This is a genomic window from Paenibacillus hamazuiensis (assembly GCF_023276405.1).
GTDB lineage: Bacteria > Bacillota > Bacilli > Paenibacillales > NBRC-103111 > Paenibacillus_AF > Paenibacillus_AF hamazuiensis.
The window spans coordinates 6,814,051-6,827,947 of the sequence record NZ_JALRMO010000001.1; the positions used below are offsets into that span (position 1 = coordinate 6,814,051).

A 13,897-nucleotide genomic window follows, 5' to 3' on the forward strand; every position below is an offset into this window, starting at 1 on the left:
CCCTCCAGATACCGCGTAGTTCTGCGGTCTCAAATATTAAATATCGAATAACCCTCTACCAATCAAGTTTGCGGTAACCGGCTTCTTTCCGATTTCTCTTGACCATATAGCCAATTGACCGATGTGATGGATCTCGTGGGCGATCACATGCCGCATCACTTCGCCGTATTTATGGGCTTCGCGTTCCCCTTCATCCGTGATATCAATCATAATGCGATTTTCCAAGCTGCCATTCCAATTATAGACAAATGGAGCGAGTTCCAAGTAGCAACTGTTGGAAAAATCTTTTATTTTCTGTAAGCTGCCCACTTCCTCGAATGGAGGGATATAAATCTCTTTTTCTTGAATTCCACCGCATATCCAGCCATACTCGACTGCCACAATGTGATACAGCGTGTGAAGGATGCTCCCAACGCCTCCGGTACGTCTTTTCAGCAACTCTTCCTCACTCACCGTATCGCACCAGTCAAACCAATCTTTACGAACTTGCCAGTTATACTCAAATAGTTTCAACATATCGCAGCCTCCGATTTCCAGTCCGTTCTTAGTTTCAAGCTCTTACCAGCAGCGAACAATCGGCGCACTGTTATTTCTATATAAACGTTTTCATAATAGCTTCTGAACTTCAAATCTCTATTCTTGTCTCCAGAAACTCAAGGTACTTTGGGTCATCTTCCATAAAGATCGCAATCCCGGCACCCATGTAAGCCCGGGTTAGCTCGTCTACCGCTTTTTCAAGATTTTCCTGTTCGTAATACAATTGCCCTAACCGAAGATGAATGTAGGGATTCCCCAACCCCTCCGGACACTGTACAGCATTAAAGAAACACTTGAATGCCTTATCATAATTCTTCATTTGAAAATGGACATCCCCAATAGCCGCATATATCCACGTTGCGGCCTCCCATTCTCGATGATTTTCCGGCAATAATCGGAGGGCCGACACGTACTTACTCTTGCCCTCCTCAAGATTGCCTGCTCTCACCAAATCATCGCCTTGTTTACACAGCGCGGTAATTTCGGCATGAGTGGAATCTGAAAGTTGCACCTTCGTCTCTCCCATCCTATTCGATTTGAAGCCGACGGAGGTATTCGCCTCTTTACCAGCAACGCACTATTGTTTTTTCATTTTCATCAAAAATGATTGCGCCTGGTATCGCCGACAAATAGTCTATCGCCCAAATGATATGATTCGTGACATTCCGTCCTTCATCCGGTGAGAATACGAAGCGAATGCGTTCGGCACAATCTTTGATTTCAGGCGGACAATCCTTGATTGCACTCGCAATGTAATTTGCATCTGCAGCTACAATACGGCCCGTTTCAAAATGCGCTGAAAAATTCCAACCCGGCCAACGGAGAATCAAGTATTTCTCTCTCGTAAACGGATTTGCTGATACTCCAATTTCCAGTCCGTTCTTTGTTTCAAAATCAAAGTAGGCGCTTAACTCAGAAGCAAGAAGCTCATGGGAGTAGGGATGGGACGATTTCGCAAGGTAGGCATGTATTACGGACATAATATCTCCCCCATAGTGCCGATATTCCCAACATACACAATATAATGGTTTTTCTTTATTTTGACAAACTCTATATCTCGCCTCTATGCCGCAGATCAAGAAACGTTCTTGAAAAATCCAACTTTCAACTGCCAATCCAATTCTGAAATTCTTGAGCAAGTTCAGTTCGGTTCAATCGGGCAATCCAATCACATTCCAGCGCATTTGTGTCATCCGATACAGTAAAGACCAATACTCCCGATTCACTCATATCGGAGACGGTTCACCATATCATCAATAAGGCGAAATTTCGTGTGCCGCAGCGCTCATACTGTTCGCTTTTCGCATTTTGGCGATTTTCCGGTTTGCATGAAGCCAGCAAAAAGAAAAACGAGGTGGAAGACCCTCCCCACCTCGAAATTTTGTAAATTTATTTTTGTTAAAACAATCCTGTTTCGCTAGGTTTTTTTCTTATTATTTTTTAACCACAGGCACCCAAAATTCTCCGTAGAATGTGCCATCGCCGTTATCTTTGCGGTAAGTCGCATTTGGACCGCCGATGTAAGCATAGTCAGAAATTTGGGGCAAGACATTGCCAAAAGCACGGTAAGTTAGCTGATCAAACAAAGTATCCTTGTCGCCATTTCCTGCAACCACGAGATACTCGCTCTCTGGAAACTCTATGATGCGCGTTGCGTCAGCCACGGATTTACCAGCTTCTACAGCGAAATAATTCCACGGCTTGCCTTGATAAACCTCATTGACTGACCATTCGCGATCATCTTTAGCAGCTTCTTTGAGCTTATCAAAACGCCCATCAGCCTTGAGCTTGCCCCAAAACTCAGCTTTTTCCTTTTGCAAAGCTTGCATGTCTTGGAAATTCGACTGGATCGAAAAACCATAAGCTGTCAAAGTGAACGACTTTTTGTGTTCAAGTGTGTAATTCGTCATTCGAGCTCTCCTTTTACCCGGATTTGACTTCTGAGAGGTCAGGCTCCTCAACATAAAGGCAGCCCAAGTGATAATGAAACGCCTTCTGACGCGCAGACTGTGACATCGACAGCATTGTCGAATTTGAAGGAGATTAGCCTTCGACTTTTTTTACACGAAGCCACATTTCGCCGTAGAATTCACCGTTTTCAGCTGCTTTGACGAATGTTGAGTTACCCGGACCAACGTATTTGTAATCTGTGATTTCCTGCAACATGCCGCCGAAAACTTTGCCTGTGATTTCGTCGGCAAGGCGGTCTTTGTCAGCGCCTGTGCCAGGCACGACAAGGTAGTCGCCGGCAAGGAAATTGAGGACAACCCCGCCATCCACGTCAAATTCACCCATCACGCCGAAACCGCGCCAAGGCTTGCCGTCGATAACGTAGTTGATTTGATATTCCTGCCCGTCAGCGAGCGCGAGAAGTTCAGCAAGTTTACCGTTTTTGGTGATTTCAGCTTTCTTGGCCGCAGTTTTAGCTGCATTGCCTGCCCAGTCGTTGTAGTCTTCAAATGAAACACCCAAAGCAGTCATTTTGTAGTTTTCCGAGATTGTTTTGATGGAGTAGTTAGACATTTTATTATCTCCTTTATGATTTATTCTTTACAAGGTTCATTCTATTTTCTAAATGTATCAAAAAATGATACTTTTTATTGAAAATCAAATAGAAATTAAACTGGTGGCTGAGCAACACGAGGTATTCGGACAGTTTTTTTGCTACATTTTTTGATATAATTAAATCATGAAGAAAACAGAACGAGTGAACCTGATCATGCGCTACATCAATAACCGCGCGCATTTTACGATTGCCGAGATACAGCGGGAGTTCAAGATTTCCCGCGCGACGGCGATCCGAGATATTAATGAGATTCAGGCGATGGGCTTTCCGCTGACGACCGAGCTTGGGCGCGGTGGCGGCTACTATGTTCTGCAAAATCAGTATTTGCCCGCCGTCCGCTTCACTCCAGAAGAACTGAAGGCGATTTTTATCAGCTTTATCGCCTCGAAAAATTCGCAGCTGCCTTTTCTGCAAAATCGCCGCTCAATCACTGAAAAACTCATCGGTATCGCGTCGCAAACCCAGCAAGACGAGCTGATCGAGCTGAATAATATTTTGCTTTTTGAAAATACAAACCCTGCGAATCCGAACCTTTTAGAGCTTGATGATGCGGCGCCCGCGGAACTGAACCGGCTGATTTCGCTTGCTGTGCGGGATAAGCATTTGCGCGTGACTTATGAGCTGAGTCCTGGCTGGCCACAGTTGATGGACGTTTTTGTGTTGCATATTTTTAACTCGAATGCTCGATGGCTGGTCGAGGTTTATGATTTCGATACGGATAGGTTTCGTTATTTGCCTGTTGAGATGCTGCGGGATTCGGTAATTTCCGAGCAGGAGATGAAGTGGTCGGAGCAAGAGATTTTGAGCAAAAAACGGCTTTTCGCACGGGAATCCAATCTTGTTGTGAAGCTTGATTCGACCGGGATTCAGCGCTTTAAGCGTATGCACCCGCCGGGCATTATTTTGGCGTTAACCGGGATGTTTCAGTCGAGCGGCATTTTCAATGTTCAGCTGGATGTGACAGATGTAGAGGCGCTGGAGTATTATGCGGATTGGCTTTTGTTTTTGGGGAAAGGGGTCGAGTTTGAGCGCATTCCCGATGAACTGCGCATGATTTTGGAAGAACGTTTAGCAAATTTAAAATTTTCTTGAGTTTTATCCAAGATTCTTGACTCTTACAAAATTCGAATTGTATAACCCGAAATGGGCGAACGGGTAGCGTGAATGGTAAAAGTGTAAAGCGGAGATATTTGTTGAGGGAAAGCCTCTTCCGGTTGTGCTTACGTTCACCGTTGACTCTTACAAGAAACTTAAACCAGAGTAGAACGCCATCTACGACAATGATCTGACCGGTGGAATATTTCTCGCGCATTAAGTAGAGAAACGCCTCAGCACCGTCCTCCGGTTCGCCGACACGTCCAACCGGCAATGATTTCCCAGTATTTTCATACATCGCGTTCCGGTGTTCCTCAGGAATACCGTCCCACAACTCGGTACGCATAAGGCCGAAGCAAACGGCGTTGACGCGAAGCGGGCTCAGCTCGACGGCCAACGCCCTGGTGAGCGACTCAACAGCGCCGCATATGCTGGCTGAGACAGTAAACCCCTTCTGCGGACGAACTCCGGCAACGCCGGAAGTCAACGTGATTGACCCTCCCCGTCTGATGTTTCGGCTGCCGTATTTGGCGGCCATAAACGCTCCCCAGTATCGCAGGTTAGGAAGATCATCCGTGACGAGAAGGAGAACGCCTGTGATGGACGTTCTCCTTTGGTTTGGCTTGGATGAGCGGGGCTACGATAGAGCGGATGGAGCATGTCGAATGGAAGGAAGTTTTATGAACCTATAAGATATTTACCAAGGATCCATATTTCAAACTTCGAAAAACACGCTATCACGTCGTTACCAAACCCTCTTCAATCTCCATGCCAAACTTCTCAATTACCAGATTGATTAAAGTCTTTACATCGTCACATATTTCCTCTGCATTCATTTCCTTGGCTATTTCATGTTTACTTACCCCAAATATCTTTTCTATTGAATACTCGTTAGTGCAGATGATTTCCTTTCCTCTGGCTTCATAGATCGGAGATGGGACGTCACTCATAGTAAAGTTATCACCCAAAGCTAGACCATGATATTGTTGAAAATGTTGTATTATATCATCTACTGGCCTTTGTGCTAGCCTTGCGATGGCATGCGGACAAAACAAGTAATTTTCTATATACCTTCTTCTCCATTTTATGAAGCATAAGTCCGGTATAACCGTTTGCGATTTGTCGATGAGAGTAGCATCCACAGTATTGTAACTTTCGTCATCTCTATCCCTTAAGCTAATTCCGACGAGATCCGGGATCTCTTTCTTCAATTCTAGGAATAGATACTTTCTTTCCTTTGCTGTATAGGTGGTTTCCCAAATAACAACATTCTCAAAGAAAGAAATACCGAGTTTTTCGCTCCATAATCCTTCATTTTTACGGACAACATGATAAATGGCTATACCTTTATCTTCTTGATCCTTTTTCACCTATTTCACCACCTTTATAAATTTTGTTTTACTAATCTTCAAGCTGTTTATAGCTAAAGAATCTTCTCTTATCAGCGTAGTCAATTCTATACTTAATCCAGTAATCTACATTGCTATTATTCCCCATTTTTTTGATATACTCTTTTTCATCTTTTGTTAGAAGTTTTGAAATCTTTGGACGTAGTCTTATATATAAACTCAAGGTTGATGCTAAATAAATTATGGTTACCTCCATTGAAAGAAACATCATATTTAAAGAATTTAAATGATACATATCGCTGTAACTATTATAATTTGACACACCAAGGGGAAAGGAATGAAGACTATTTGATAGTAAATTATAAATACCTGATTCAACTTCCTGAGTAAGCGGATTAATTTTATTTTTTATTCTCTCTTTTAAATATGCCTCTTTTGTTTGGAGTATTGCTTTCTGTTTTTTTAAATCAAGCGATTTGAAAATAGAATTTTCCTCTATATTTCTCCTTGAATAGAATCCAGAATTTAGTTTATGTGCCACTATTATCTCATCATCATCTGGAAATCCTAATTTCGTTAAAACCCTGATTAAATCATTGTATTGATGAAGTTCCATTACATTATATCTTAGATCAAACTCCTCTTCGCTAATTCCTCTTTCGCATACGTATTGAAAAACATTGTGGATTTCAATGATATTACGTGCAATGCTTGCCAAACTTGACGAGTCTAAGAATTCATCTTCCCCATAGGCAGGCCATAATCTTGTGAAACTAATTGAGTGAAGTATTGCCTTTTCAGCCAATCTTTTAGCAACTAAGGAACGAACAGTAGTTACGTCATAATTATTCGGTTGGAATATTCTTTTTGAAATATCAACTAAATCAAAGAGCTCTCTAGTTCTAAATTTCGCTTCTTCCATTGAACTACCCTCACTTATGCAGTTCTTACGCATAATGTCTTCTGCGCAGCACCATAACTACATCCATTACGAATTACCTATTCTCTTCCCATCATAGCACAACATGGAAAATAGTAGAGATATTCTAGTCAGGATTAACTACAAATCATCCCAAAATCCAAGGTTTCAGAAAGCGATGAATACCCCATATATCGCACTCTCACCCACAACAAAATTTTTCGCCGTTACTTATAATACGGTTCCCCTTAACGGGCCTACCGGCGAAAATGCGAAAGGAGCTGCCGTGAAGCAGCTCCCTCTTACGTTCCCATTCTAATTAAGCACTCGTACCCCTTTGGAAAAATCCATAGACGACTGACTAAATCCGGGCAAGCTTATCAGGGTTTCGTACGGCATATAATCTGGCAATCTTTCCGCGTTGAAGTTGAATTAATATTGCAGCCAGAGTTTCGTCCTTCGAACGGAGTACGATACCGGTCTCGCCGTTTAGAGGGACAACCTCGAAGCGAAGTTTTCCCTGATTGGCCCCTATACTCTTGAACCCATCAAGCAGAGCTCGAGCCACGTGATCGCGCAATTGCACCGGACGATTGTAAACGGCTGCCTTCCCGCCTCCATCGGCGACGAGCATGACGTCTTCGGTTAACAGAGACATCACATGATCAACGTTACCTTGCTCGAGGGATGCGAGGAACCGGTTAACCCAATCCTGTTCGACCGCTTCGGCCGCAACTAGCTCATCTTCGGATATTCCCATCTTGCTTTTTGCCCGGCTCATTAATTTGCGGCAATTCGCCTCTTGCTTGCCCAGCAGTTCGGCTATTTCAGGATAATCGAAGCCCAGCGCCTCACGCAGGACGAAAACCGTCCGCTCTGTCGGAGATAACCGCTCGAGCAGTACGAGCATAGCGTAAGACAGCAGATCGCGGCGGACGACCGCCGTCTCGAGCTGATCCGCCTCCGGCGTCAGAATCGGTTCAGGAAGCCAGGGACCGACGTACAACTCCCTCTTCTTCCTCGCCGACTTTTGCAGATTGAGGCAGCGATTGGTTACCATCTTGCACAAATACGCTTTCGGCTCCTCCAATCGTTCCGGATGTACGTCGCACGCTTTAACAAATACGTCCTGCACCGCATCTTCCGCGTCTGCCGCGGAGCCGGTCAACTGATATGCCAGCTTGAACAACAGTGCTCTATATTGATCGTACAGCTCCTCCATCCGCCGTCTGACCTCCTTTTTCGGGCTGTTAGAAATGGATCAACTTGATCCCTTTGTTTCTAACGGAGCCAGCTAGCAAAATCCCATCCCACTTTTTTTACTTTCCATGCAAGCTTCCCCGTTATGATGATATCAAGTCCCCATTTGTTTATCCACACCAACCCGCGATTTTGCCCAAGGCCGAATCCGAAAGTTTCCAAAAACGATTTGTGAACCGGAGCGGGACGGCCCTCCAGATCAGCCATCACGATTTTTCCCAGCCTTAACGCCTGCGGCCCGGCTTCTTTGCACGTCATCTGATCCGCTTTGCCGGTACTCGGATCGACGATTCTCGCACAATCGCCAATGCTGTATACACCCGGCATCCCTTGGACGCGATAACATTCATCCACCAGCACTTGACCTTCAGAAGTAAGTGGCACGCCCATGCTGCGGAGGGCCGGATTCGGAATCAGACCAATCGTCCATATACATAGACCAACCGGCAGACGATCGCCATTATTAAGCGTCACCACTCCTGCTTGCTCTTGCATTGCCTTACGATTGTGAAGCACGGTCACCCCGCATTCGATGAGCAACCGATCTAACTTCCGTCTAACTTTCTCCGGCCCTTCCGAGAACAGCCGCTCCTGTGCATTGAGCAAATAAACGCAGGCATCGGACGAATTCAGCCCCAACGCCGCTGCTTCCGTCCGCATGGCGAGGATCAGCTCGGCGGACGTCTCGATGCCGCTGATACCCGCTCCCGCAACCGCGATTGTCATGAGTCGCTTTCGTTCCTCAGGGTTCGTCTCGACGACAGCCTTCCGCAGATTGGCACGCCAGTGTTCCCGGATGTCTGCTGCCGCTTGAGGGTCGGTCAAGGCGATCCCTCCCTGATCGGGATCCGGCCGCCGGACGATGCTTCCAACCGCCACGACTAAAAGGTCATAATGAATTCGGACATCATTTCCTTGTACATCCGTATATTGGATCCGTTTTGCCTCATTATCTACGGAAGTAACCGTCCCTTGCAAGAATTCGACTCCTCCTGAATTATAACGCGACCAGGGAACCACAATTTCTTCCCCGCCTGCAGCCGGCCGGAACAACATCACTTTGCGCACATGACCGGGTTGCTTGTCGATCAGAACAAATCGAATACGCTGTCCGTCCGCCATGCCCTGGGCCTCTTCCTTTATTGCTTTGAGTGCCCCAAGCCCTGCATGGCCACCTCCAATGATAATGCATGTCAAGTCGTTCATCCCTCTTCATCCCCTTTAGGTACGATTTACTAGCTATTGTGTGGTATCCAGTGACTATCGAAGCTTACTGCCTGCATCCCATGCAGCATTCCGGAATCTCCACGCCGGCTTTCCCGTTATAATCAAATTAATTCCCCATTTGCGTCCCCATACCAATCCGCGATTTTCCCCCAGGCCGATGCAATAGAGATCTATTGGTGCCGATTTGTGAACTGGCGCAGGGCGGCCCTCCAAATCTGCCACGACGATTTTCCCCAGTCGATCATCCTGTAGCGCAAGTTCTGCGCACCTCATCAGAGCTGCCTTACCGGTTTTGGGGTCGACGATTCTCGCACAGTCGCCAATGCTGTATACGCCCGGCATCCCTTGGACGCGATAGGATTCATCCACCAGCACTTGGCCATCAGTAGTAAGCGGCAAGCCCATCGTGCGAAGGGCCGGATTCGGCATCAGACCAATCGTCCATATACATAGACCAACCGGCAGACGATCGCCATTATTAAGCGTCACCACTCCTGCTTCCTCTCGCATCACCTTACGGTTGTAAACCACCGTCACTCCACATTCTCTGAGTATCTGATCCAATTTCCGTCCAACTTTCTCGGGTCCTTCCATGAACAATCGTTCCTGTCCACTCACCAAATAAACTGAAATATCGGATGGATTCAGTCCTAGAGTTGATGCTTTCTTCTGCATCTCAAGTGCCAGTTCAGAGGACGTCTCGATGCCGCTTATGCCCGCTCCCGTAACTACTACCGTCATCAGACGCTTTCGTTCTTTCGGATTTTTCTCGTGGGCAGCTTGCCGTAGATTGGCACGCCAACGCCCCCGGATGACTGCTGCGGTTTGCGGGTCGGTTAAAGGAATTCCGCCCTGATTAGGATCCGGTTGCCGAACGACGCTGCCGACCGCTACGACTAAAATGTCATACTGCATGGTGGCATCATTTCCTTGCGCAGCTTCATATCGGATCTGTTTTTCCCTACCATCCACAGAGGTAACCGTTCCTTGCACGAATTCGACTCCTTCTGAAAACTCATAATGCGTCCAGGGAACAATAATCTCTTCCCCGCCCGCGGCCGGCCGGAACAACATTATTTTGCGCACATGACCTGGCTGCTTGTCGAATACAACAAACCGAATCCGCCGCCCGTTGGCCATGCCCAGGGTCGTTTTCTTTATTGCTTTTAGCGCTGCAAGTCCTGCATGGCCGCCTCCGATGATGATACATGTCAAGTCGTTCATCTTCCTCAGCTCCTTAAACGTTTTGTACATATAACAACACAAGGCTCTGATCTGTGACATCGGAAACGAACGAATATCCCTGCGATTCGGTGATATTGGCTTGATAGGTACGTAGAAATTGTTGCCTAATCCATATACCACGCGGCCACAGACGGTACAAATCAATTCCGATATGTAATGGGGAAAGATGCCAATATGCTCATTCATATGAAAGAAAATACGGTGAAGCGGAATACCTAACGAATTTAGCCCAGCATTTTTCTTGAAAAGGGAAAACTATGTAATGGTGAAAAATACGAAAGGAGCATGCCGCGGCTGCTCCTTCGTGGAATTTCTTATTTTTTACGATGCGATAGCCTACATTAGTAAAAATCAGCTATAAGCCATTCAAGACACGCACCTTCGCTTGAAAATAAGGTGTCGCCAAACGGTAGGGGATTAGACGAGGAATCCATTGTTTTCTTCAAAGATCTTCGCCTTGTACCAAAAATTTGCTTCACTTATGATACGGTTCCCCCCGCATAATCTTCATCGCGCGGTACACCTGCTCCACCAGCACCAGCCGCATCAACTGATGCGGCAAGGTCATGCGCCCGAAGCTGAGCTTCAGCTCCGCGCGCGTCAAAACGGCGGGGGCGAGCCCCAGCGAGCCCCCGATCACAAACGCCACCTGGCTGCGCCCATAGGTGGCCAGCTCCTGCAGCCGCGAGGCGAGTTCCTCGCTCGACAGAGCTTTGCCGTCGATCGCCAGCGCGACGACGAATGTGTCCGGGCGCAGCGCGGCCAAGATCCGCTCGCCCTCCCGCTCCCGCACCTGCCGTTCCTCGGCAGGCGACATCGTTTCCGGTGCCTTCTCGTCCGGCACCTCGACGATTTGCAGCTTGGCGTACGGGCCAAGCCGCTTCGTATATTCGGCGATCCCCTGCACCAGATACGCCTCTTTTAATTTGCCGACCGCCACAATTTGAATCTGCATCGCAACAAACTTCCCTTCTTCACCTATATCCTCATAAGGTAAGGGCGAAGTCGTTCTACCGGAACGGCCCCGACGCGCGATCGGATAGGATAGGTCCTAACCTTTCCGCCCTTCAGCAGCCCCCCAGCGCGGCCCCGCCCAAAACAAAAAAAGGAAGGCCCCATAGCCTTCCTACACGACCAGAAAACGCCCCGGCGCCGAGCAGCGCTCGCAGTGAGCGGGAGGCTCCCAGTCGCGGAAGCGGACCTCCTGCAAATCGACGATATCCGGAGCCTCCTCGTATTCGTCCACGAACTGATCGATGGCAATCTCCAGATGATCCTTGCATACTACGTACATTTGCCATAACTCCTATCATTAGTCCGATTATTAGTTCGACATCATTTAGCCCCTGCACCGGCACGCCTATTTATCCTTCAGCTCCGCCAGAGTCAGCACCGCCGTCGCCTTCTTGCCCGCGCGGTAATACGTCACGTTCAGCTTATCGCCGATCGATTTGGAGCCGTAAATATACTTGCGCAAATCGACCGTGCTGGCGACCGGCTTGCCGTCCAGCTCGACGATCACATCGTTTGTCTTCAGCCCCGCCTCTTTGGCCGGACCCGTCGCATCGAGCACAATAATACCAGTTTTGACCTCGACAGGCAGCTTTAAAACATCCGTCCCCGCAAAACTTTGCAGCTCCTGCGTCACCACGCCCATATACGGGCGCTTCACCTTGTGATACTGGATCAAGCTGTCGATGACCGTCTTCGCCTGGTTGATCGGAATCGCGAAGCCGAGTCCCTCGACGCCGTAATCGGCTACCTTCAGCGTATTGATGCCGACGACCTTGCCTTCCAGATTCACGAGCGCGCCGCCGCTGTTGCCGGAATTGATCGCGGCGTCCGTCTGGATGACGTCCATCTCCCAGTCGAACTCGCCCTCCCGGCCGAGCGACACCGGAATCGACCGCTTCGGCCAGCTGATGATGCCCCGCGTGATCGTCGGCGCGTAGCCGAGCCCGAGCGGATTGCCGATCGCAATCGCCGTCTCTCCCGGCTTCAGCGCGTCGGAATCGCCGAATTCGGCGACCTGCTTGATGCCCGCCGCGTCGATCTCCAGCACCGCCAGATCGCTGATCTGGTCGCGCCCGAGCAGCGTCGCCTTGCGCCGATCCCCCGCTCCGGTGACGACCTCCAGCTGATCCGACCCGTCGACCACGTGGTTATTGGTCACGACACGCACCTTATCGCCGGCTTTTTGAAAAATAACCCCCGAGCCGAGCCCCAGCGCACGCACACCATTATCGCCTTCCTTGCGGGAGCTGAGAATGCTGACCACCGACGGCCCGACCTTCTCCGCCGCTCGGACGACCGGGTCGTTGATCAGCTGCTGCGTATCACTTACAGCCGTTCCCGGCTTCGCCAGATATGAACCTGTAGCTTCGGAGGAACCGAAGCCGGACAGAACGCCTCCAATCAAGGCGAAGGCCAGTATCGTAGCCAAAGACCCGCCGACTGCCGGAACGACCCAATCCGGAAGCACCGCCAAGCCGCGCCTGCGAAATCGGGTCTCCTTCGCCGAATTCCATCTGGACACTTTCGTCGTATAAAAATCGTCGTCAAACAAACTCACCGGCCCCGCCTCCTCCTGACGCTCCCGCCGCTACGCGCATTTTTTTCGTACAATCAGGAATGTTTTCCGGGGTACCCGACTATACTTCATAGTAATCCGTCAAAACTAGATTCCCCAAACTAGATTCATAGAGAGGAAGAGACAAATGAACCGTGTCCAACCCCATTTGAGCACCATCGACCTGATCGGCAAGCTGGCCGATTTGAAAGACCAGCATTACCGCAACACACTCGCTCTAAGCGCCGTCATCGAGCTGCTGATCGAGAAAGGCTGCATCACCGCCGAAGAAATCCGCAGCAAGGCGGCTCAGCTCGACGCAGCATCTATTCCTCATCCAGCCGATCCCACGGCGTAGAGCGGTCGTAGTATGTATCCCTTAATTCGGCGCGGTGATCGTCCGGCGCGAATGTATCTTCCACAATGTTATTCACCGTCAGCTTGGCTAAATCCATCAGATTGTGATCCCGGCTGAGGTGCGCCAAATATACCCGCTTCGTCTTGCCCGACGTCACTTCGCACAGCGCCTCGCCGGCCGCCTCGTTCGACAAATGGCCGAGATCGCTGAGAATGCGCCGCTTGATGTTCCACGGATAACGTCCCATGCGCAGCATTTCCACGTCGTGATTGGACTCGAGCACGAGCACGTCGCTGTCGAGCAGCTTTTCCCTTACCTTCTCGCTCATATAACCGAGGTCGGTCGCGACGCTCAGCTTCTGCTCCCCGTCGTAAAAATTGTACGCAACCGGCTCCGCCGCGTCGTGGGAAATGCCGAACGATTCGACCTTCAGCTCACCGAAATCGACCATCTCGCCCGTCTGCATCACCCGGCGCTTGTCATCGGCGATTTCGCCGATGTGCTCGTTCAGCGCCTCCCATGTCTTCTCGTTGGCGTAGATCGGCAAGTCGAATTTGCGGGCGACCGCGCCGAGCCCCTTGATATGGTCCGCATGCTCATGCGTCACCAAAATCGCATCCAGGCTCGTCGCCGCCGTCTCGCGCTCCGCCAGCAGCTGCTCAATCCGCTTGGCGCTGAGGCCCGCGTCGATCAGCAGCTTCGTCTCGCCGCTCTCCACCACCGTGCAGTTGCCCGTCGAGCCGCTGGATAATATGCTGAATCGAATACCCAT

The 13,897-nt window shown here is 49.1% G+C and carries 16 protein-coding genes and 1 pseudogene; 2 read left to right on the top strand and 15 right to left on the bottom strand.

The window, feature by feature from the left end; genetic code table 11:
- Positions 1-36: 36 nt before the first annotated feature.
- The 5 genes from MYS68_RS29790 to MYS68_RS29810 all read right to left on the bottom strand — a co-directional run bounded on the left by MYS68_RS29790 (position 37) and on the right by MYS68_RS29810 (position 3,060).
- Positions 37-516, bottom strand: coding sequence for a DinB family protein (locus tag MYS68_RS29790; RefSeq protein WP_248929280.1), 480 nt, complete (start codon positions 514-516; stop codon positions 37-39).
- A gap of 109 nt (positions 517-625) precedes the next feature.
- A complete protein-coding gene (locus MYS68_RS29795; protein ID WP_248929281.1) occupies positions 626-1,048 on the bottom strand; it encodes a tetratricopeptide repeat protein in 423 nt (140 codons plus the stop codon).
- 52 nt (positions 1,049-1,100) lie between these two features.
- Positions 1,101-1,517, bottom strand: coding sequence for a hypothetical protein (locus tag MYS68_RS29800; protein ID WP_248929282.1), 417 nt, complete (start codon positions 1,515-1,517; stop codon positions 1,101-1,103).
- Between the two features lie 453 nt (positions 1,518-1,970).
- Complete coding sequence (locus tag MYS68_RS29805) at positions 1,971-2,447, bottom strand: GyrI-like domain-containing protein (protein ID WP_248929283.1); 477 nt, start codon at positions 2,445-2,447, stop codon at positions 1,971-1,973.
- A gap of 133 nt (positions 2,448-2,580) precedes the next feature.
- Positions 2,581-3,060 carry a hypothetical protein gene (locus MYS68_RS29810; RefSeq protein WP_248929284.1) on the bottom strand — a complete coding sequence of 160 codons (480 nt, stop codon included), beginning with the start codon at positions 3,058-3,060 and terminating at the stop codon, positions 2,581-2,583.
- A 166-nt stretch (positions 3,061-3,226) separates the two neighbouring features.
- On the opposite strand from MYS68_RS29810, the gene MYS68_RS29815 reads away from it, so the two are divergent.
- Positions 3,227-4,195 carry a helix-turn-helix transcriptional regulator gene (locus tag MYS68_RS29815; protein ID WP_248929285.1) on the top strand — a complete coding sequence of 323 codons (969 nt, stop codon included), beginning with the start codon at positions 3,227-3,229 and terminating at the stop codon, positions 4,193-4,195.
- A gap of 181 nt (positions 4,196-4,376) precedes the next feature.
- On the opposite strand, the pseudogene MYS68_RS29820 reads toward MYS68_RS29815, so the two are convergent.
- The 9 genes and pseudogenes from MYS68_RS29820 to MYS68_RS29860 form a co-directional block, all read right to left on the bottom strand.
- Positions 4,377-4,799 (bottom strand): annotated as a pseudogene (locus MYS68_RS29820) (SDR family oxidoreductase); the annotation flags it as partial.
- A 136-nt stretch (positions 4,800-4,935) separates the two neighbouring features.
- Positions 4,936-5,568 (bottom strand): hypothetical protein, encoded by a 633-nt coding sequence (locus tag MYS68_RS29825; protein WP_248929286.1) that lies wholly within the window; start codon positions 5,566-5,568, stop codon positions 4,936-4,938.
- 31 nt (positions 5,569-5,599) lie between these two features.
- A complete protein-coding gene (locus MYS68_RS29830; RefSeq protein WP_248929287.1) occupies positions 5,600-6,469 on the bottom strand; it encodes a hypothetical protein in 870 nt (289 codons plus the stop codon).
- 358 nt (positions 6,470-6,827) lie between these two features.
- A complete protein-coding gene (sigJ, locus tag MYS68_RS29835; protein WP_248929288.1) occupies positions 6,828-7,688 on the bottom strand; it encodes an RNA polymerase sigma factor SigJ in 861 nt (286 codons plus the stop codon).
- A gap of 59 nt (positions 7,689-7,747) precedes the next feature.
- Entirely contained in the window at positions 7,748-8,932 is a 1,185-nt protein-coding gene (locus MYS68_RS29840; protein ID WP_248929289.1) for an NAD(P)/FAD-dependent oxidoreductase, read from the bottom strand.
- Positions 8,933-8,986: 54 nt separating this feature from the next.
- Complete coding sequence (locus MYS68_RS29845; protein WP_248929290.1) at positions 8,987-10,177, bottom strand: NAD(P)/FAD-dependent oxidoreductase; 1,191 nt, start codon at positions 10,175-10,177, stop codon at positions 8,987-8,989.
- Between the two features lie 496 nt (positions 10,178-10,673).
- Positions 10,674-11,153 carry a 23S rRNA (pseudouridine(1915)-N(3))-methyltransferase RlmH gene (rlmH, locus tag MYS68_RS29850; RefSeq protein ID WP_248929291.1) on the bottom strand — a complete coding sequence of 160 codons (480 nt, stop codon included), beginning with the start codon at positions 11,151-11,153 and terminating at the stop codon, positions 10,674-10,676.
- Between the two features lie 171 nt (positions 11,154-11,324).
- Entirely contained in the window at positions 11,325-11,492 is a 168-nt protein-coding gene (locus MYS68_RS29855) for a CxxH/CxxC protein (RefSeq protein ID WP_248929292.1), read from the bottom strand.
- A gap of 66 nt (positions 11,493-11,558) precedes the next feature.
- A complete protein-coding gene (locus MYS68_RS29860) occupies positions 11,559-12,770 on the bottom strand; it encodes a S1C family serine protease (protein WP_248929293.1) in 1,212 nt (403 codons plus the stop codon).
- Between the two features lie 145 nt (positions 12,771-12,915).
- On the opposite strand from MYS68_RS29860, the gene MYS68_RS29865 reads away from it, so the two are divergent.
- Entirely contained in the window at positions 12,916-13,125 is a 210-nt protein-coding gene (locus tag MYS68_RS29865) for a hypothetical protein (RefSeq protein ID WP_248929294.1), read from the top strand.
- On the opposite strand, the gene MYS68_RS29870 is transcribed toward MYS68_RS29865, so the two are convergent.
- The gene (locus MYS68_RS29870) at positions 13,094-13,897 is read right to left on the bottom strand and encodes an MBL fold metallo-hydrolase (protein WP_248929295.1); all 804 of its coding nucleotides are present in this window, start codon (positions 13,895-13,897) and stop codon (positions 13,094-13,096) included. The genes MYS68_RS29865 and MYS68_RS29870 overlap by 32 nt on opposite strands.